Source organism: Microbispora corallina (assembly GCF_016863035.1).
GTDB lineage: Bacteria > Actinomycetota > Actinomycetes > Streptosporangiales > Streptosporangiaceae > Microbispora > Microbispora corallina.
In genome coordinates this window covers 188241-208322 of record NZ_BOOC01000003.1, presented here as the reverse complement: position 1 = coordinate 208322, position 20082 = coordinate 188241, and the positions used below count along the sequence as shown (strand labels likewise).

15 protein-coding genes are annotated in these 20082 nt (G+C 73.9%); 8 read left to right on the top strand and 7 right to left on the bottom strand.

Annotated features, from left to right (window positions below):
• Window positions 1–4 precede the first annotated feature (4 nt).
• Window positions 5–754 (top strand): YaaA family protein, encoded by a 750-nt coding sequence (locus Mco01_RS05030; RefSeq protein ID WP_204055710.1) that lies wholly within the window; start codon window positions 5–7, stop codon window positions 752–754.
• A gap of 16 nt (window positions 755–770) precedes the next feature.
• On the opposite strand, the gene Mco01_RS05025 is transcribed toward Mco01_RS05030, so the two are convergent.
• The 4 genes from Mco01_RS05025 to Mco01_RS05010 form a co-directional block, all read right to left on the bottom strand.
• Entirely contained in the window at window positions 771–1700 is a 930-nt protein-coding gene (locus Mco01_RS05025; RefSeq protein WP_239103347.1) for a hypothetical protein, read from the bottom strand.
• Window positions 1701–1918: 218 nt separating this feature from the next.
• Window positions 1919–3619: an RNA polymerase sigma factor gene (locus Mco01_RS05020; RefSeq protein ID WP_239103346.1), complete on the bottom strand. Its 1701-nt coding sequence runs from the start codon at window positions 3617–3619 to the stop codon at window positions 1919–1921.
• Window positions 3620–3837: 218 nt separating this feature from the next.
• Window positions 3838–5919: a SpoIIE family protein phosphatase gene (locus tag Mco01_RS05015; RefSeq protein ID WP_204055707.1), complete on the bottom strand. Its 2082-nt coding sequence runs from the start codon at window positions 5917–5919 to the stop codon at window positions 3838–3840.
• 177 nt (window positions 5920–6096) lie between these two features.
• On the bottom strand, window positions 6097–6663 hold the full coding sequence (locus tag Mco01_RS05010; protein ID WP_036330549.1) for an HhH-GPD-type base excision DNA repair protein: 567 nt from the start codon (window positions 6661–6663) through the stop codon (window positions 6097–6099).
• A 111-nt stretch (window positions 6664–6774) separates the two neighbouring features.
• Here Mco01_RS05010 and Mco01_RS05005 point away from each other — a divergent pair, with 111 nt between their 5' ends.
• The 5 genes from Mco01_RS05005 (at window position 6775) to Mco01_RS04985 (ending at window position 11229) form a co-directional block, all read left to right on the top strand.
• Window positions 6775–7029, top strand: coding sequence for a hypothetical protein (locus tag Mco01_RS05005; protein WP_204055706.1), 255 nt, complete (start codon window positions 6775–6777; stop codon window positions 7027–7029).
• A 318-nt stretch (window positions 7030–7347) separates the two neighbouring features.
• Window positions 7348–8850, top strand: a complete 1503-nt coding sequence (locus Mco01_RS05000; RefSeq protein WP_036331006.1) for a hypothetical protein — start codon at window positions 7348–7350, stop codon at window positions 8848–8850.
• 89 nt (window positions 8851–8939) lie between these two features.
• Window positions 8940–9710, top strand: a complete 771-nt coding sequence (locus tag Mco01_RS04995; RefSeq protein WP_204056098.1) for a LamB/YcsF family protein — start codon at window positions 8940–8942, stop codon at window positions 9708–9710.
• On the top strand, window positions 9707–10321 hold the full coding sequence (locus tag Mco01_RS04990; RefSeq protein WP_204055705.1) for a 5-oxoprolinase subunit B family protein: 615 nt from the start codon (window positions 9707–9709) through the stop codon (window positions 10319–10321). The genes Mco01_RS04995 and Mco01_RS04990 overlap by 4 nt, the downstream gene beginning before the upstream one ends.
• Window positions 10318–11229: a 5-oxoprolinase subunit C family protein gene (locus tag Mco01_RS04985; RefSeq protein ID WP_204055704.1), complete on the top strand. Its 912-nt coding sequence runs from the start codon at window positions 10318–10320 to the stop codon at window positions 11227–11229. Before Mco01_RS04990 ends, Mco01_RS04985 begins: the two co-directional genes overlap by 4 nt.
• 13 nt (window positions 11230–11242) lie before the next feature.
• Here the strand turns inward: Mco01_RS04985 and Mco01_RS04980 are convergent, their stop codons facing one another.
• The 3 genes from Mco01_RS04980 to Mco01_RS04970 all read right to left on the bottom strand — a co-directional run bounded on the left by Mco01_RS04980 (window position 11243) and on the right by Mco01_RS04970 (window position 17306).
• Window positions 11243–12943, bottom strand: a complete 1701-nt coding sequence (locus tag Mco01_RS04980) for an ABC transporter family substrate-binding protein (RefSeq protein ID WP_204055703.1) — start codon at window positions 12941–12943, stop codon at window positions 11243–11245.
• Between the two features lie 106 nt (window positions 12944–13049).
• Complete coding sequence (locus Mco01_RS04975; protein ID WP_204055702.1) at window positions 13050–15398, bottom strand: AAA family ATPase; 2349 nt, start codon at window positions 15396–15398, stop codon at window positions 13050–13052.
• Between the two features lie 57 nt (window positions 15399–15455).
• Complete coding sequence (locus Mco01_RS04970) at window positions 15456–17306, bottom strand: tetratricopeptide repeat protein (protein WP_239103345.1); 1851 nt, start codon at window positions 17304–17306, stop codon at window positions 15456–15458.
• 265 nt (window positions 17307–17571) lie between these two features.
• On the opposite strand from Mco01_RS04970, the gene Mco01_RS04965 reads away from it, so the two are divergent.
• Together Mco01_RS04965 and Mco01_RS04960 are read left to right on the top strand one after the other, a co-directional pair.
• Entirely contained in the window at window positions 17572–19107 is a 1536-nt protein-coding gene (locus tag Mco01_RS04965) for an MFS transporter (protein ID WP_239103344.1), read from the top strand.
• A 76-nt stretch (window positions 19108–19183) separates the two neighbouring features.
• Window positions 19184–19972 (top strand): DoxX family protein, encoded by a 789-nt coding sequence (locus tag Mco01_RS04960; protein WP_204055700.1) that lies wholly within the window; start codon window positions 19184–19186, stop codon window positions 19970–19972.
• The last annotated feature ends 110 nt before the right edge of the window (window positions 19973–20082 follow it).

Below are 20082 nucleotides of genomic sequence, written 5' to 3'. Positions count from 1 at the left end.
GGTCGTGCTCATCCTGCTGCCGCCGTCCGAGGGGAAGGCCGCCCGGGGGACCTCGTCGGTCCGGCGGCTCGGGTTCCCCGAGCTCGACTCCCCGCGCGAGAAGGTCCTGGACGCGCTCGTCGCGCTCTGCCACACCCCGCAGGCGCCCGGCGTGCTCGGCCTGACGGAGGGGCAGGCCGGCGAGGTCGAGCGCAACCGCGCCCTGCCCGCGGCCCGGACCCTCCGCGTGGCCGACCTGTACACCGGCGTCCTCTACGACAACCTCGGGTTGCGGACGCTGTCCCCCGAGGCCCGCCGCCGCGCCGACCGGCGGATCGTGATCTTCTCCGGCCTGTGGGGGCTGCTGCGGCCCGCCGACCGCGTCCCGCCGTACCGGCTGTCCATGGGCGTACGGCTGCCGCCCATGGGCGGCCTGGCCGCGTTCTGGCGGCCCGCGATCACCGCCGCGCTCGCGCCCGTGAAGGGCCTCGTCGTCGACATGCGCTCGGCGACCTACGCCGCCGCCTGGCAGCCGGGCGAGCGTTCCGTGGCGGTACGGGTGCTCCGGGAGGCCGGCGGGACCCGGACCGTCGTCAGCCACATGGCCAAGGCGACCCGGGGCGCGGTGGCCCGTTCGCTGGTCGAGAGCCCGGACCGGCCGGAGACGCCCGAGGACCTGGCCGCGATGCTGGCGGACCTGGGTCACCGGGTGGAGCTGGGCGGCCGCCGGACCCGCGGCGGCCCCCGGACGCTCGACGTGATCGTGACGGAGTGAGCGCCGCGGGGGCGGGTCAGCCGGAGGCGAGGTTCAGGCGGGCGCACGCCCGGCGGTAGTGCTGGCCGGGATCGCCGAGGTGCGACCAGGGCAGGCGGCTGAAGCGGCCCGCCGTCCTGGCGAGGTGGCCCCGGGCCGGCCGGCGCAGGTCGGCGAGGTAGAAGGCGGCGCCGAACGCGTTGTGCGCCTCGATCGACCGGGGATGGGGGCCGCCCAGACGGCGCTCGGACCACTGCCCGGCGGCGGCGACGATCTCCCGCTGCACGTCGAAGGCGAACCAGCCGCCCCGCGACATCGGGGTGCGATCGGAGGCGACGTTCTCGAAGTGGGCCAGCGGCACCAGGGCCGGCAGGGGGCTCCCCTCCGGCGCCCGGGACGCGGCCGCCCGGGCGAAGTCGAGCATCTCCTGCCCGGTGCCGCCCCAGCCGGGCGACAGTGTGATCATCCGGGCCACGGCCGCCGGGTAGAGCGTGGACCAGCGGCGGGTGCACTCGTACCAGACGGAGTCCTTGTCGGCGCGCGGCCGGTCCAGGCCCAGCGCCAGCCACATCAGGCCCTCCCACGGCACCGGGTCTCCGGGGGCCAGCGCGGCCGCCGTGAGCAGCGGCTGGCGGGCGCGCTCCATCGCGCCGTGGAAGATCCGCAGCCGGTCGGCCTGAACGGCCCGGGCCCGCACGTCCGGCTTGAGCTCCCAGGCCTCCTCCAGGCGTGCCCGGCCCAGCCAGAGCCACAGGTCGGGGTTGCCCTGGTCGTAGGCCACGAGCGCCTCGACGGCCCGGCTCGACCCCATCAGGGCGCGCGACAGCGCCTCCACCCTGAGCGATCGGACCTCCGGGTCACCCCGGCTCGCCACGAGCGCCGACGCCCCTGCCGCCAGATCACCCCGATGGGCGGCCTCGACCGCCGCATCGAGGATGGTGTCCGCCCACGGGCGGTCCGGGATCACTCGTGGCCCCCGAGCACGCGCCCGATCCACTTCGATCACTCCCATGAGGCGCGAGCCTAGGAGTGTCACCGTGCCTACGGCGCTACCGGGATGTTACGTGAACGTTAACCGCGTTTCCGGCGAGGACGGCTCCGTCGCCGCCCGGCCGAGCCCGGGGGTGTCCCGCGGATCACGCCGGCCGGGGCCGGGACGATCCAGGGGACACGCGCCCGGGTCCGTCAGTCGAGGTAGTCGCGCAGGACCTGCGAGCGCGACGGGTGGCGCAGCTTGGACATGGTCTTCGACTCGATCTGGCGGATCCGCTCACGCGTGACGCCGTAGACCTTGCCGATCTCGTCGAGCGTCTTCGGCTGGCCGTCGGTCAGGCCGAACCGCATCGACACCACGCCCGCCTCCCGCTCCGACAGCGTGTCGAGAACGGAGTGGAGCTGCTCCTGCAGGAGCGTGAAGCTGACCGCGTCGGCCGGGACGATGGCCTCGGAGTCCTCGATGAGGTCGCCGAACTCGCTGTCGCCCTCCTCGCCCAGCGGCGTGTGGAGGGAGATCGGCTCGCGGCCGTACTTCTGGACCTCGATGACCTTCTCCGGGGTCATGTCCAGCTCGCGGGCCAGCTCCTCCGGCGTGGGCTCGCGGCCGAGGTCCTGCAGCATCTGCCGCTGGACGCGGGCCAGCTTGTTGATCACCTCGACCATGTGGACCGGGATGCGGATGGTCCGCGCCTGGTCGGCCATGGCCCGGGTGATCGCCTGCCGGATCCACCAGGTGGCGTACGTCGAGAACTTGTAGCCCTTGGTGTAGTCGAACTTCTCGACCGCCCGGATCAGGCCCAGGTTGCCCTCCTGGATCAGGTCCAGGAAGAGCATCCCGCGGCCGGTGTACCGCTTGGCCAGCGAGACGACCAGACGGAGGTTGGCCTCGAGCAGGTGGTTCTTGGCGCGGCGGCCGTCCTCGGCGATCCACTCCAGCTCGGCGCGGACGTCGACGGGGAGGCTCTCGCCGTCGGTGGCGAGCTGCTCCTCGGCGAACAGGCCGGCCTCGATCCGCTTGGCGAGCTCGACCTCCTGCTCGGCGTTGAGGAGGGGCACCTTGCCGATCTGCTTGAGGTAGTCCTTCACCGGGTCGGCGGTGGCGCCGGCCGCGGCCACCTGGGCCACGGGAGCGTCGTCGTCGTCGTCGGTGAGGATCAGCACCTCGTCCTCGGACTGGGCGATGGCCTCGGGCTTGGGCTCGTCGGCGTCGGTCTCCGCGTCGGTCTCGGTCTCCGCGTCGGCCTCGGTCTCGACCTCCGCCTCGATCTCGACGTCCTCGACCTCGAGGTCGAAGTCCTCGATGTCGACCTCGCCGTCGAGGTCGATGTCCTCGTCGTCCTCACCGACGACGGCGGACTTGGGCTGGGGCTCGGCCTTCGGGGCCTTGAGCTCGGGACCCGTGGCGGGAGCCTGCGGGGCCTCCTTGTCGGGCGCGGCCTTCTTCGCGGGCGGCGCGGGCTTGGCGGGCGCCTTGGCGGCGGGAGCCGGCTTCGCGGGCGCCGGCTTGGCCGGGGCCTTCTTCACGGCGGGCTTGGCGGCCGGCGCGGAGTCGGTCACCACGGCGGTGACGGTCTCCGGCTGGGACTCCTTCGCCGCGGCCGATTTCGTGGACTTCTTGACGGGCGCGGGGGTGCGGCGCTTGGCTTGACCTCGAGACCGCTTGGGCGCCGCCGCGGAGTCCGCCGCGGTCACCACGACGGTCACACCCTCCTTGCTGAGGCTGCGCAGGAATCCAGCGGCTTGCGACAACGGGATGTCCGCTTCCTCGAAGGCCTTGCGGACGTCCTCAGACTCGAGGAAGCCCTGCGAGCGGCCGCGCTCGAGGAGCTGCTGGATCACTGGCTCGTTCAGCTCCGACGGCTTCGAGCGAGTCGAACTTGCAGGCGACACGAACACCTCTCGAACGAACGCATGGCGAGAATGGACCCAGGTGCTTCTTCTTTTCCGGTGGTGTGGTCGCGCGGACCGCGACATGCCATTGTGGCACGCCACGGCACCTGATACGGCCGCGTCCCGCCGGTTGCTCCTCCACCCTAGGCCGACCGAGACACTAGTGCGTACGGAAGGAGGTCACCGATACCCGAAAGCAACCGTTATGACTGTTTCATTCAGTCACTCTTCGTGGTGGGCGGCACGTGAACCGCCAGGACCGTTACGTCGTCATCCTGTTCATACCCGGACAACATGCGGTCCACCAGGAAATCGAGCAGCATATGCGGGCTGCTCACGACTTCCGGGGGCGCCTCGGCCACCGAGGACGAAAGCTCCCTGAGTCCGGCGTCCAGCCCCCTCTTGCGGTTCTCGACGAGGCCGTCCGAGTACAGGACGGCCGTGTGGCCCGGCGGCACGCAGAAGCGGAACTGCTTGCGGCTGGTGGCCCAGCCGAGCGGCGTGCCGGGCTCGGTCTCGTGCAGCAGCCCGACACCCTGCGGGGAGACCAGCAGCGGCGGCGGGTGGCCGGCCAGGGCCAGCGTCCCCTCCCCCGTCGAGGGCTCCACGACCATGTACGCCAGGGTCGTGACCTGCTCCTCCTCCTCGGTCGCCTCGAAGACCCGGTCGAGGCCCGTGAGGACCGCCGCCGGGGGCGGGTTGGTCAGCGCGAGCGCCCGCATGGCGTTGCGGATCCGGCCCATGCCCGCGGCCGCCTTGACGCCCTTGCCCATGACGTCCCCGACGACCGCCGCGACCCGGCCGTCCTGCAGGACGAACGCGTCGTACCAGTCGCCGCCGACCTGGACGTGCCGCGAGCCCGAGCGGAACCGCTGGGACAGCACCAGGCCACGCACGACCGGCAGCCGATCGGGCAGCAGGCTGCGCTGCAGCGTCTCGGCGGTGCGGTGCTCGCGCTCGAACAGCGTCGCCCGCTCCACGGCGAGCGCGCACTGGCCGGCCAGGGCCTCCAGGAAGACGCCGTCCTCCTGGGAGATCTTCTGGGTGCGGGTGAAGGAGAACCGCAGGGCACCCAGGGCCCGCCCGGCCGCGAGCAGCGGCAGCCCGACCCAGGCCCGCTCGTCGGTGTGCGAGAGGAAGGCGCCGATGTGATCCTCCTCGGCGCCGGCGTCCACCAGCAGCGTCCGCAGGCTGGCCGGGGCCTCCGCGAAGACCGGCCGCCGGCTGTTGACGGCCATGGTCATCACGTTGGCGTGCGACAGCTCGATCTCCTCGCCCGGCGCGTCCGGGATGCCGCCGCTGTTGATGACCTTCAGCGTCGCCCGGTCGGGGTCGAGCAGGGCCACCGCGGAGTGGTCGGCGGCCAGGGCCGTGCGGCCGACGTCGATGATCACCTGGACGACCTGCTCGACCGTGAGCGCCTCGGCGAGCTGGGCCGTCGCGCCCTGGAGCCGGGCGGTGCGCAGCGCGGCCGCGCCGAGCTGGTCGGTCAGGCGGCCCCGCATCTCCTCGGCCTCGCGCTGCGGCGTGACGTCGGTGTTGGCGCCGACCCACTCCACGACGCGGCCGTTCCTGATGATCGGGACGGCCCGCACCTCGAAGTGCCGGTAGCCGCTGGCCCGGGTGCGCACCCGGTAGCTCCACTCGAACATGGTGCGGCCGCGCAGGGCCTCCCGCCACGCCTCCTCGGCGCCGGGCCGGTCGTCGGGGTGGACGGCGTCCAGCCAGCCGTGGGCGAGGTACTCCTCCAGGCCCTGACCGGTGATGGCCCGCCACTGCGGGGCGTCCTCGACCACCGTGCCGTTGGGCTGGGTGATCCACACGAGCTGCTGCTGCGACTCCACCAGCGAGCGGTAGCGCTCCTCGCTGCGCCGCAGCTCCTCCTCGTTCGTCTGGCGCTCGGTCAGGTCGACGCCGAACAGGGCCGTGCCCAGCATGGCGCCGTCGCCGTGCATGGGGAAGAACGAGACGGTCCAGTGGCGGGTGTCCCCGTTCTCGGCGCGCGTGAGGAGACGCTGGTCGGTGACGGGAAGGCCCTCCTCGGCGATGCGGCGGAGGGCGGCGTCGATGATCGCGGTCAGGTCGACGGACAGCAGCTCAGCGGGAAGCCGGTCGAGATGCTGCTCGACAGGGTGGCCCGTCAACTCGGTAAAGGTCGTGTTGACCCGGACGAACCTGCCCGTCGGGTCGAAGAAGGCGAAGGCGAAAGGAGCCTCCGACATCAGGCCTCTGAAGAGGTCGGAGTCTGAGATGTCCAAACCGGACTCCCGGGGACGGGGCACGGAGGTTTCGGCGCTCATGGTCGGCACCTCCGTCGCGTGCCAGGGTCTCCCACGAGGCACATCTCCATAACTGTGATTGGTAGTGCAGATCTGCCCTACATCATCGGCGATCGGCATGCGCGGACGGAAGCCCCGCCCGCCATGCGGTCAACGCATCCTGTCAAAAGACCGGCACCTCGCGCAGGAAGATCCGGCCTACTTCTTGGCCGCCCGCTTCGCTTCCTGCTTGGTCGCGCGGACCAGCTCGAGGCTCGCGGCGTCCACGACGTCGGCCACCGACCGGTGCACCCCCTCCTCGCCGTACGGCCCGGCCGCCTCGCGCCACCCCGCCGGCCGCACACCGCGTTGCTTGCCGAGCAGGGCCAGGAAGATCTGGGCCTTCTGCTTGCCGAAGCCCGGCAGGGCCATCAGCCGGCGCAGCAGCTCGGCACCGTCGCCGACATCTTCCCACACCTTCTCTGCGGCGCCATCGTAATGCTCGACGAGATAGGCCGCGAGGGTCTGGACGCGGGCGGCCATGGACCCCGGGTACCGGTGGACGGCGGGTTTGGCCGACAGCAGCGCCGCGAACTCCGCGGGATCGAAGGAGGCGATCTCATGGGCGTCCGGGTCGTGCCCCAGCCGGTCGGCGATCGTCCGGGGGCCGGCGAAGGCGCGCTCGAGGGGGATCTGCTGGTCGAGCAGCATGCCGATCAGCAGCGCGAGCGGGCTGCGGTCGAGCAGCTCGTCGGCCTGGGGGTCCTGGGCGAGCCGGGTGCGCATGCGACCAGCTTGGCACGCCGGTACGGCGGACACGCCCGGAAGGCTTGACAGTACGGCGGAAAGTTGTGGAATAAGGGGCGGCAGGTCCCCATTCAGCGAGGAATGCAGTCCATGCCCGTACTCGCAGCACGAATCAGTGGCGGCCCATCATCGGAGCCGGGGCTCCGCCCCCTCCTCGAAGGCGTCATCGCCCGCCTGGCCGCGGAATTCCTGACCGTCCCCCTCACCACCGTCGACCGCTGCGTCGTGGACGCGTGGGCGTGCGCCGAGCACCTCGGGCTCGACGTCACGCCCGAGATCGCCGAACGCGTGGCCCGTGAGCACCTCCTGGGGCTGGTGAACTCCGCCCCGCCGTCCCGCGTGTGAGGCGCGCGTCCGAGGGCCGCGCGCACGGCCCGCACGGCAGGGCGTCCGCGGCCGGACGCCCGCCGGCGGCCGCGCGGCGCCCCGCGCCCGTCCGCCGGTCTCCCCCGGGGGGAGGCCGCGGACGGCTCCCGCACGTGAGCGCGGTGATCGCCGTGGGCGCCCACATAACGGGGAAGTCACCGGCCCGCGTTCCTGATGTAGTTTCCCGCGGGAATGCGAGAGGGTGGAGTCCGTGAACGACCGGAGCGAGATCGAGTGAGCCGTCGGCACCGACGAGACCCCAGGGAGACCAGGCCGCCGGACGACGTGTTCGCGGAGATGCTGCTGGCGGCCCGGGAACTGCTCGCCGTCCGCACTCCCCTCGACGCCGAGCTCATGGTGTCCGACATGCTGGGCGCCTGGTGGGGGCGGCGGCTGCGCGGCGGCGACGTCGAGCAGATCCTCGGCGAGGGGCTGGTGGACTACGCCGCCAAGGCGGGCACCCCGGCCGCGCTCACCCTGCTGATCTCGGTCGCCTACCTCGGCACGGCCCGGCAGGCCGCCAAGGCGGAGGGCGCGGCGCTGGCGCTCATGGAGTCCGACGTGGCCCGGCCCCGCTGGGCCGACCGGGTCGGCGCGGTCAAGCCCGCCGGCTGCTACGTCTCCAGGGACGTGTACGGCGACCAGGACACCGTGTTGTGCACGTTCGCCTACAACGGGGAGGACACCCACGCCCTGGTCGTGGTCGTCGACTACAACATGGGCGGGATGGCCCGCGACGCCTGGGTGTCGTCCCAGGTCGACAAGCTGCTGGAGCAGGCCAGGCTGGAGGCGGCGGCCAACGCGCTGCTGCGGTTCGAGGACATCGAGCCCCAGCAGGCCCGGGCGCTGCTGGAGTTCGCGATGAAGGCGACGGGGGCGGCCGCCACGGTGCGCAAGGGCCCGAGGCTCGTGAGCGACAGCTACAGCGCCTACCACGCGTTCGCCCGGGCCAGGATCAAGGCGCTGCCCCCGGGGCGCATGCGGCCGGCCCCCGCCCACACGGAGGCGCCGTACAGCCGGGACCGGAGAGCGATGTTGGCCGCCGAGTTCCTCGCCTCGGACGCGGCGGAGAACCTGTCCGACCCGTCGGCCGCCTCCCGGTGCACCGACCACATCATCGACTACGGCTGCGACCAGGACTTCAACCGCCCGATGCGGGTCAGCCCCACGAAGTGCGAGACGTTCCTGCTCGACTGGCTGCCGCGCAAGGTACTGCTGTCGCCGGGCGAGCAGGACGCGATGCCGCACGTGCTCTCGGCATGGGTGCGCTTCGCCGGGCCCCGCATCGGGCTGCCGGAGCAGGGCGTGCGGGCGACGCTCGACGCGGTCTGGGAGGCGACGGCCCGGTTCACCGAGGCGTACCGGGACCCGACGACCTTCGGCCTGGACCGCTCCCTGGTGCACCGGCTCCTGCCCGACGGCGACCTGTCGGCGCTCGCGCGGCGGGCGTTCGCGTTCCCGCTGCTCCAGGGCATGCGCGGCTCGACCAACCTCGACCTGCTGAACCCGGCCGACGAGGCCGACCGGCGGATCCTGCTGGAGATCGACCACGCCGGCGAGCTGGGCCGGGCCGACCTGGAGGAGCACCTGGCCTGGCACGAGGAGATCGCCTCCCGGCTGTGGGTGGGCGACCCGCCGCAGCTGTGGGAGGCCGCCCAGCGGCTCGCCGATCTCGGCCACGACCGGCACGACGTGCTGCACGTGCTCATCGAGATCGCCGAGCGGATCGGCGACCACCCGGACGAGCTGGCGGCCGCCCTCGACGACATCGCCGACATCCCGGACGAACCTCCCATTTGACCGCCCACCTGCGGCAACGGCGTGATCGTCCCCTCTCCCTGAGGCAGGATGTAATCGAGGGGCGTGGCGCAGGAGGCACGGAGGTGACCGTGGTCATCGATCTGAACGCGGATCTCGGTGAGGGCTTCGGGATCTGGCGGCTCGGCGACGACGAGGCCCTGCTGGACCTGGTGACCAGCGCCAACGTGGCCTGCGGCTTCCACGCGGGCGATCCGTTGATCATCCGGCGGACGTGCGCCGCGGCCGTGGACCGGGGCGTGGCGGTGGGGGCGCAGGTCTCCTACCGCGACCTCGCGGGGTTCGGCCGCCGCGAGATGGAGGTGGACCCGGAGGAGCTGTGCTCCGACGTGCTCTACCAGATCGCCGCGGTGGACGGCGTCGCCCGGTCGATGGGGGGCCGGGTGGCGTACGTGAAGCCGCACGGCGCGCTCTACAACCGGATCTGCCGCGACCCGGCGCAGGCCGAGGCGGTGGTGGCGGCGGTCGCCGACTACCGGGTGCCCGAGGGCGGCGGGCCGCTGCCGGTGCTGACGCTGCCGGTGTCGGCGGTGCGCGAGGTGGCCGCCCAGTACGGCGTACCCGTCGTGGGCGAGTGCTTCGCCGACCGCGCCTACACGCCGTCCGGCGGCCTGGTGCCGCGGCGGGAGCCGGGAGCGGTCCTGCACGACCCGGAGACGGTGGCGGCCCGGGCCGTCCTGATGGCGCGGGAGGGCGTGGTGACGGCGGCCGACGGCTCCCGGGTGCGGGTCGACGCCCGGTCGGTCTGCGTCCACGGGGACACCCCCGGCGCGGTGCGGATCGCGGCGGCGGTGCGCAAGGCGCTGATCGACGCGGGCGTCTCGGTGGAGCCGTTCGCGTGACGATCCGGGCGGCGGGCGAACACGGGCTGCTGGTGGAGACCGGCTCGCTGGAGGCGGCGCACCGGCTGGACGCGCTGCTGCGGGCCGCCCCGCCGGCGGGGGTGGAGGAGATCGTCCCCGGCCCGGAAACCGTGCTGGTGGTGGCCCCCGGCGCCGACCGGCCGCGGCTGGCGGCGCTGCTCGCCGGCCTCCTCCGTACGGCCGGGGAGCCGGCCGTACCGGCCGCAGGAGAGGGCGGGACCGTGGAGATCCCGGTCGTGTACGACGGGGAGGACCTGGAGGCCGTCGCGGAGCTGAGCGGGATGACGGCGGGCGAGGTGGCCGCCCGGCACGCGGCGTCCCCGTTCGTGGTGGGCTGGCTGGGCTTCGCCCCCGGGTTCGCCTACCTGGTGGGGCTCGACCCGGCGCTGCACGTGCCCCGGCTGGAGGTGCCGCGCACCGCGGTGCCGCCGGGCTCGGTGGCGATCGCGGGGCCCTACTCGGCCGTGTACCCCTCGGCGTCGCCCGGCGGCTGGCGGCTGCTGGGCCGCACGGACGCGCGGGTCTGGGACGTGACCGCCGATCCCCCGGCGACGCTGGCGCCGGGCACGCGGGTGCGGTTCCGCGCGTGACGGGACGGCGGGAGCCCCCGGACGAGACGGCTGCCCGGCGGTGGGCCGAGGTGGTGAGCCCGGGGCCGTACGCGACCGTGCAGGACCTCGGCAGACCGGGATACGCCCATCTCGGCGTGCCCCGCTCCGGGGCGGCGGACGCCCCGAGCCTGCGCCTGGCGAACCGGCTGGTCGGCAACCCCGAGGGCGCGGCGGGCATCGAGGCGACGTTCGGGGGGACGGCGCTGGCGTTCCCTGAAGGCGCGTGGGTCGCCGTCACCGGCGCGGCCTGCCCGGTCACTGCGGCGGGGCGGCCGGCGGCCATGGACTGCCCGGTCTGGGTCTCCCCGGGCGGGGAGCTTCGCCTGGGGACGCCGCGGGAGGGCCTGCGGACGTACGTCGCGGTGCGCGGGGGCGTGGCCGTCCCGGCCGTGCTGGGCAGCCGGTCCACCGACTCCCTGTCGGGCCTCGGGCCGCCGCCGCTGCGGACGGGCGCCGTGCTGCCGCTGGGCCGCGCCGGCGCGTCCGCTCCGATCGTGGACCAGGCGGCGCGGCCGCCGGTCCCCCGGCCGCCCGTCGTGCGCGTCCTGCCGGGCCCGCGCGACGACTGGTTCGAGCCGGGCGCGCTGCGGGCCCTGTGCGCCGGGCCGTACGAGGTCACGCCGGAGAGCAACCGGGTCGGGGTGCGGCTGAGCGGGGCGCCGCTGAGGCGGGCCAGGCCCGGCGAGCTGCCCAGCGAGGGCATGCCGCTGGGCGCGGTCCAGGTGCCCCCGGGGGGCCGGCCGATCGTGTTCCTGGCCGACCACCCGCCCACCGGCGGCTATCCCGTGATCGCCGTCGTGGCGTCCGCGGACGTGGCCCTGGTGGCCCAGCTCCGGCCGGGCGACCGGCTCCGGTTCCGGCTGCCGGGCACGCCGGCGCGCCTGTGAGACCTGTGAGGTCTCACGAGGCGTAGCCGATGTCCTCGTACCGCATCGTGTAGAAGCCGTTGGCGCCGACGTTGGCGAGCGCGGAGCGGACGGCCACGGTCTGCGGGCACTGGTACAGCGGCAGGACGTTGAGCTTCTTCCAGATCAGCGCGTCGGCCTGGTTGACCAGGCCGAGGATCTTGGAGGTGTCGAGCGCGCTGCCCGCCCGGTACATGGCCTGGTCGATCTGCTTGCTGCCGCTCCGCCCCAGGTTGGAGTACCACCGGACGTCGTCACCCTTCACGCTCTCGCCGTTGACGTAGATGTCGAACGCGCTGGAGATCGGGTACGGCGTGCTCGGGTAGGCGAACGCGGCGATGTCGAAGTCGCCGGGGATGAGGTGCTTGCTGAAGAAGTCGTCGAACGGCACGGTCTGCACGGTGACGCGGACGCCGACCCGCTGGAGCATGAGCCGGGCGACCTGCGCCTCGTTGTCGCTGATCGCGACCCCCGCCGGCACGACGAACCGCAGCGCGAGGGGCTTGCCGTTCTTCGTGCGCTCCTTGCCGTTCGTCTTCCACCCGGCCTGGTCGAGCAGCCGCCCCGCCCGCTTGGGGTCGTACCCGCCGAGGGGGCCCGCGTTGGCCCGGTAGCCGTTCTGGTCGTTCATCAGGAAGTGGTTGTCCAGCGTGACGACCGGCCAGCCGAGGCCCTTCAGGTCGAGCTGCGTGAGGGCCCTCCGGTCGAGGGCCGCGGCGACGGCCTCGCGGACGCGCACGTCGGACAGGGCCTCGCTCTCGCCGTTCAGCGTGAACTGGCGGTACTCGGTGCCCGCGGCCTGCCGGATCACCGCGTCCCAGGCGTCCCGGACGCGCGAGTAGTCGTCGGCCGAGGGCGCCACCTCGAAGACGTCCACCTCGCCCTTCGTGAACGCCCGGACCATGCCGTCGGGCCGCATGGCCTGGAACACGATGCGGTCGAGCTTCGACCGGTTGCCCCACCAGCCGGGGTCGCGGGCGAGCGTGACCGTCCTCCCCTTGGAGTCGAGCCGCTCCAGCTTGAACGGGCCCGCGGTCACCGGGATCCGGTTCACCCAGTCGGCGTTGAACGCGTCGGGCGAGCCGTTGGTCGCGGCCGGGTACAGCGGCGTGAACAGCGACTGCCACTCGTTGAACGGCTGGCTGAGCGTGACCACCACCTCGTGGTCGCTCGACCCCCTGCCCACGCTCAGGATGTTCTCGTACGCGATGGCCGCGTCGACCCGGTAGGCCTTGTCCCTGCCGCTCAGCGCCTTCCACTGGGCGGCGAAGTCCAGCCAGGTGATGGGCTTGCCGTCCGACCACCGGGCCTTCGGGTTCAGCGTGTAGGTGACGACCTGGTGGGGCGCGGTCGCGGTGACCCGGGCGTTGGTGACGTAGTCGGTGTCGATCGACACGCGCCCCCGCTCGTCGGAGCGGAACGTCCGCGGCATCAGCCCGTCCATGACGGTCTGCACGGTGGTGGTGTCGCCGTCGATGTGGTTCTGGTTCCACTGGCTCGGGAAGTCGCCGAGCCCCCAGCGCAGGGTCCCGCCGTCCCGCACCCGCTCGCGCGGCAGCGGGTTGATGTCGTACGCCTTGACGGGGGAGGCGGCCGACCCGCCGTCCCGGTCGCCGGGCGGGGACACGGCGCCGCAGCCGCCGGCGGCCCAGAGCGCGAACATGGCGGCCAGAACGACGGGCCATCGAGCTCTCACGTGCTTCTCCGATCCCTCCGGCTACTTACCGCGCTAGATTAGTAGCAGAATGTAATCGGCACCGGCATCGGGACACGCACCAGAAGAGGGGTGTTTCCGGTCAAGGTCAGGACAATTCGTCCACGGCGCTCCGCACGTCATCGCTCGTGATCGTGGTGAGCTCGGCGGCGTTCGCCGAGCCCTGGGCCGCCAGCCGCACGTCGCGGCGCAGGGCCGCCCTCTCGTACAGCGACCGGGCGAAGCGGCCGTTGCCGAGCCCGTCGATGAGGCCCTCCCGGCACACCCAGTCGAACACGTCGGCGAGGTCCCGGGCGGCGGAGGCGTCGAACCGGTCCCCGGCCGCCGCCGCGAGCATGCGGGCGATGTCGGCCAGTTCGACCGGCGAGTACGACGGGAACGACACCCGCTGGTTGAACCGGGAGGCCAGCCCGGGGTTGGTCGCGAGGAAGGCGTCCATCTCCCGCTCGTACCCGGCCAGGATGATCACGAGCCGGTCGCGGTCGTCCTCGGCCCGCTTCAGCAGCGTCTGCACGGCCTCGGCCCCGAACGCGTCGCCCCCCGAGTAGCCCGCGTTGACCAGGCCGTAGGCCTCGTCGATGAACAGCACGCCGCCGAGCGCCCGGTCGACGAGCTCGTTCGTCTTGATCGCGGTGGCGCCGAGGTGCTGGCCCACGAGGTCGGCGCGGGAGGCCTCGACCACGTCGGGGCGCGCCAGCAGCCCGAGCGCCGAGAAGATCCGGCCCAGGATGCGGGCGACCGTCGTCTTGCCCGTCCCCGGCGGGCCCACGAAGACGAAGTGCCGCATCTGCGACTGCACGGGCAGGCCCTGCTCCTGGCGCATCCGCGCCACCTTGAGCTGGGCCGTGATGGCGTGGACCTGCCGTTTGACCGGCTCCAGGCCGGCCATCCTGTCGAGGTCGGCGAGCGCCTCGTCGAGGGTCGGCGTCGCCTGGTAGCCGCGGTAGCGCGCGGTGATCTCGTTGAACGCCTTGAGGACGTCGCCGGCGGTCACCGTGAGCAGGTCCTCGCTCCGCGGCGCCCCGCCGGCGCTGACCACCCGGACGTCCCGCGCCTGGGCCGCGGCCTCGGCGAGGCTGCGGGCGAACCGGGCGTTGCCCAGCTCGTCGACGAGCCCCCTGCGGTTGACGTCCTCGTACAGGCCGCGCAGCACGGGACGGGCGTCCGGGGCGAGCAGGTCGCCTCGCCTCGCCTGCAGCGCCTCGGTGATCTCCAGCAGCTCTCCCGGGCTGTAGCTCGGGAAGCGCACCCGGCTCGCGAACCGGCTGGACAGACCGGGGTTGGACGACAGGAAGGCGTTCATCTCCCGCTCGTATCCGGCCAGGATGACGATCAGCCGGTCGCGGTCGTCCTCGGCCCGCTTGAGCAGGGTCTGCACGGCCTCCGCCCCGAACCGGTCCGGCTGGCCGTCCCCGGAGTTGACCAGCCCGTACGCCTCGTCGACGAACAGCACGCCGCCGAGGGCCCGCTCGATCAGCTCGTTGGTCTTGATGGCGGTCGCGCCGAGGTACTCCCCCACGAGGTCGGCCCGCTGGGCCTCGACCACGAACGGGGTGTCGAGCAGGCCGAAGGCATAGAAGATCTTGGCCAGGGTCCGGGCCACGCTGGTCTTGCCGGTGCCGGGCGGCCCGACGAAGACGAAGTGCCGCATCGGCGGCTCGTTGGCGAACCCGGCCTCCTTGCGGAGCCGGGCCGCCTCGATGGATGCGGCGATGGCCCGCACCTGCTCCTTGACCGGCTCCAGCCCGATCATCGCCTCCAGCTCGCCGAGCGCCTGCTCGACCGTTATCGGAGGAGGGGAGGTGCGGTCGCCCGCGGCCTGGTGGTGCCCGCCGGCCCTGGCCCGCTGCTGGATCTGCGTCTCGCCTCCGGCCGGCTCCCGTTCGATCTCGGCCCTGACCTTGCGGGCCAGCACGAGCCGGTAGACGAGCACGGCGGCCGCGGCGGCCGCGGCCCCCCACAGCGCGACGGGAGTGGACACCGGCGACAGCGCCACCGCGAGCGCGGCCGCGGGCACGAGCGCCATCAGCGTGGTGAGCCACGGCGGGACCCAGCGGATCAGGTGGGCGGCCCCCGCGACCAGGACGCCGAGGGCCATCAGCAGGCTGGGCGCGGGAGACTCGCCGCCGAACGCCATCCGGAACAGCGGCAGCAGCAGCCCCCAACCCGCGAGGACGAGCGCGGTGGCCGCGGCGCGCGGGTAGCTCAGCGCGAGCGCGACGAACGCGAGCACCACGACCGCGTAGACGAATGTGGCCGCCAGCGGCCAGTTGAGCGCGGCGGCCATTCCCATCGTGGCGACGAGCAACACAACGAATAGTGCACGTCGTGCGAATGGCGGAAGGCGGAAATACCGGAAACGAACCTGTTCGAACAGATCCCGTGCCGCAGTCCGACTTAACAGGCCCGCGGCCCGTGCCCTGTCGGAGTCCCGCATCGACGCCTCCCCGCTTCGCCCCCGGTTATACCGCACGGAAAGGCGGAATGGGTGGACCTACCTCGTGCGGGCCTGGTGGCGGCCGGGATACTCACGCATGAGAACTTGCCGGGGAGTAACACGCAAAACATCGTTGTCCGGAACGGCGACGCCCCGGACCTCGGCCCAGAAACGCGGGTCGCCGACGAAAAGGACCACCCGGGGATCGCGCTCGACGGCGTCCCACGCCTCGTCGCCCGCGATCAGCCGGAACTCCCCGGACGCGCTGACCGACGTCACCGCGCTGACGGCCAGCGCCCGCGGCCCCTCGGGCTCGTTGTAGGCGAGCACCACGCTGCGCGAGTACGTGGCGGCGTGCCTGACCTCGTCGCTCAGGCCGGTCGAGGGGGTGGCGTCGCCGGGGATCCGGGTCCCCCGCGACTCCGAGGGCACGAGGGAGCCGCGCCACGGGCCCGGCCCGCCTCTCCACCACGCGCGGCCGGCCCGGGCCGCGAACGCCACCGCCACGACTCCCAGCGCCGCCCACGCGGCGCCGAGCCCCGCCTCCACGGCGTCCGCCTGCGGACCGGCTCCCCACCCGCCCCCGGAGGCCTCGGCGACCACCCCCGCGGCCGCGAGGCAGGCGAGGGCGGCGGCGAGCGCGGCCGCCGCGACCGTCAGCCACCGGTCGGCGCGCAGGACGGGCCGCAGCGGGAGCGCCGCCCGCCGCACCACCCCCGCCCTGGCCCGGAGGACCGCCGCCACGACCGCGAGCGCGGCCAGGGCCGTTCCGGCCCGGCCGGTGAGCACGGGGAGGGCGGCGGCCGCCGCGGCCGCCCACCAGGCGCGGCCCGCGACCACCCACAGGCCCACGTTGACGTCGCGCCGGGCGGCCCGGTCCGGCAGCGCCGCGGCGAACAGCGCGAGCGCGAGGACCGGCCGGCCCCGCCACGCCTCCCCCAGCAGCCTGACGGGGGCGGCGACGGCGGCGTTGAGCAGCACGAGGCCCGCGGCGCCGGCCCAGGCGCCCTCGGCCGCGACCGCGAACGAGGCGGGCCTCGCGGCCGGCAGTGTGGCGATCCCCACGACGTACGCGGCGGCGGCGACGAACCCGAGCGCGACCGACATGCTGAGCCACAGGTCCCGCCCGAGCATGGCCGGCACGTACGACCAGCTCGCGACGCGGCCGGCCTGCCGGACCGTGATCGCCACGACGCCGGCGAGCACGAGCGCCCCGCCGATCTGCGCCTCCCGCTGGAGGCCGGCGCCGAGCGCCGCGACCGAGGCCGCCGCCAGCGCCGCCGCGAGCAGCAGGCGCACCTGCCGCGACCAGACCCGGAGGGCGTGCCGGGTGCGGCCGGTCTCCCGCGGGTCGGCCTCCCATGCCGGGTCGTGATAGGCCCGCGCCCTCTCCCAGCGCAGCAGGGCGAGGCCGAGGCCGACCTGCGCGGCCGGGTGGTCGGGCCGCCGCCGCAGGGCCGTCCGGTACGCGGCGGCCGCCCGCTCGTGGTCCGCCCTGAGCAGGGCGAGGTCGCCGACGAGAACGTGGGGATCGGGCTCATCGGGGGCGAACCGCACGGCCCGGTGGGCCTCCGCCCACGCCTCGCGCCATCCGCCGGGCGCCCGCCGCAGCGCGGCGCCCAGCCGCAGCCGGGCCGCCCACGAGCCGGGGGCGAGCCGCACGGCCTCGCGTGCGGACGCCACGGCCTCGGCGTCCCGCCCGAGCCGCTCGAGGGCGAGGCTCGCCAGGCGATGCCCCCATTCGCCCTGCGGATCGCGGCCGACCGCCTGGCGGGCGGCGTCGAGCGCCGCCTCCTGCTGGCCCCGGGACAGCCTCGCCACGGCGACCGCGCACCAGGCCCGGGGATCGGCGCGGTCGAGCGGGGGCGGCACCGGGGACGCATCCCATCCCTCGATGTCGCTCCCCACCCCCGCATGATCCGCTGCGGGTCCCGGATTGCCTAGCCGCGGGATATATACCTATAGCTCTCTAGAGAGGCGGGCTCGTAGGCATTGATCCTGCCTTGCTCCGCCGTTCTGGCGATATGTGCCGGACCTCACCCGAAGGGCTGAGAGATCCGCTTCCGATGGCCTAAGCTGCCACGCATGTTCCAGCCGCCCCGGAGGCCCTGAGGGGCCTATGATCACCGTTGGGGTCGAGGCCGAGTCCGGCGCCGTCCGTGTTGGAGGCGTCGTGCGCGAACACCGGGCGAGCCGGTGGTCGGTCCTCGCGCTGCTCTGCTTCAGCCTGCTCCTGATCGCCGTCGACGCCACCGTCCTGCACATCGCGGTGCCCGCGCTGACGGCCGCGCTGGAGCCGTCGGCCGTCCAGCTGTTGTGGATCATCGATGTCTACTCGCTGGTCGTCGCGCCGCTGCTGGTCACGTTCGGGACGCTCGGCGACCGGTTCGGCAGGCGGCCGTTCGTGCTCGCGGGGTACGTCGTGTTCGGGGTCGCCTCGCTGTCGGCCGCGTTCGCCGGGTCGGCCGGGGCGCTCATCGTCTCGCGGGCCGTGCTCGGCGTCGGCGGAGCGATGATCATGCCGGCCACCCTGTCGATCATCCGGCAGGTCTTCACCGACCGGCGCGAACGGGCGATCGCCCTCGGCGTGTGGAGCGCCGTGGCCGCCGCCGGGGCGGCCGTGGGGCCCCTAATAGGCGGCGTCCTGGTGGAGCATCTGTGGTGGGGGGCAGTCTTCCTCATCAACGTGCCCGTGCTGGCCGTCGTCCTGCCCGTCGCCGTACGGATCCTGCCGGCGTCGCCGCGCCGGACCGGGCAGCGCTGGGACGCGCTCAGCGCCGCGCTGTCGACCCTCGGCATCCTGGCCGTGGCGTTCGGGCTCAAGGAGGCGGGCTACGGCCACGCGATGGGCCGCGGCGTCTCCGGGGTCGTGTTCCTGGCGGGCGCCGGGCTGCTCGTCTGGTTCGTCCGCCGCCAGCGCCGGCTGGCCTTCCCGCTGCTCGACCTCGGGCTGTTCCGGCAGCGGGGGTTCGCCACCGGCGTCGGCTGCGTGCTGCTGTCGATCTTCGCGCTGGTCGGGCTGGAGCTGATGCTGGCGCAGTATCTCCAGCTCGTGCTCGGCCTGTCGCCGCTGGAGGCCGCCGTCCGGATGCTGCCGCTCATGCTCGCCGCGATCGCGGGCGGCCTGGCCGCCGCCCACGTGCTGCAGCGGGCCGGGCTGCGGGCGACCGTCAGCGGCGGGCTCGCGCTCACCGCGCTGTCCCTCGCCCCCGTGCTGACCTGGGGTGCCGAGCCCCACGAGACGATGCTGACCGTGTGCTTCGCCGGCATCGGCTTCGGGGTCGAGGTCGCCCTGCTGGCGGCGTCCGACACGATCATGGCCTCGGTGTCCGAGTCGCGGGCCGGAGGCGCCGCCGCGATCGAGGAGACGGCCTACGAGCTCGGCGCCGGGCTCGGCATCGCCGTCCTCGGGACGATCACCACGATGGTGTACGCGCCGGCGCTGGGCACGGTCCCCGGCGTCCCCGGCCCGCTCATGGGCGAGGCCAGGGAGTCGCTCGCGGCGGCGGCGCACGCCGCGCGGCGCACCGGCGGCGCCCCGGGCGCGGAGCTCATGGACGCCGCCCGCGCCGCGTTCGTCACCGCGCTGCACTCCACCGTCCTCGTCAGCCTGGCCCTGCTCGCCGTGACGGCGGTCGCGGTGGCCGTGCTGATCCCCCGTCCCGCACCGCCCCCGGCCGCCGAGGAGCCCGAGCGCGTCCCGGTCTGACCGGACGTGCATGAGGGCGGCGGTTATGGGGAGATTGTCTGGGCAAGCCACCCCCCGTTCCCCAGAATGAGTAGCCGTGAAGAAAACCTTCCACGACCTCGCCTCGCTGGCCGCCCGCATGGGCGTCGGCGGGATCTTCTTCGCCAACGGCTGGCACAAGCTCGAGGCCGGCCTGACCGCGACCGCCGCCCAGTTCACGGAGCTGCACGCCCCAGTGCCCGGGTTCTGGGCCGCCGCCACCATGCTGGTCGAGCTGGTCGGCGGCACCCTGCTGATCGCGGGCCTCGCCGTCCCCGCGGTCGGGCTGCTGCTGTTCGCCGAGGCCGTCGCCGTGTTCGTGCTCACAGCCGGCGACACCGGCCTGCCGCTCACCGGCGGGGACATCGAGCTGATCGTGGCGCTCGGGGCGGCGTCGGTCCTGCTGGCCGTCGGCGGGGGCGGCCGGATCTCCGTCGACCACATGGTCGTCATCAAGCGGCGCGAGGCCGAGGCGGCCGACGACTTCGCGGCCGAGGCCGAGGCCGACGCGGTGATCGCCGCCCTGCGGGAGCCGGACGAGACGCGGCCCGCCGCCTCCGCCTCCCCCGCGCCCCCCGCTGCCGGCCCGCCCTCTCCCGCGCCCGCCGCCGCTCCCCGGAAGGAGTCCCCCTCGGGACCGGTGACGTTCCCGGCGGCGACGCCCCCCGCCGCGGGCAGGAAGCCCGCCGAGACCGAGGCGGCCGCCGCGAAGAGCGCCCCCCGCCCCCGCCGTACGAAGAGGGGGGACGGCGAGACGACCGAGAGCCGCAGTGAGGCGCCTCCCGGCACCGGACAGCCGGGTGACACGCTGGTCGCCGGCCGCCGGCCCGGCGCGAAGACCGACTGACCGTTCGGGGGCCGTATTCCCCTGCCCGCGCGGCGCTTCGCGGGCTCCGGCCACCCCTGGCAGGAGCCACACCACGAGGGCCGGTCCCGGCGAGGCGCAGGGTGCGTTTC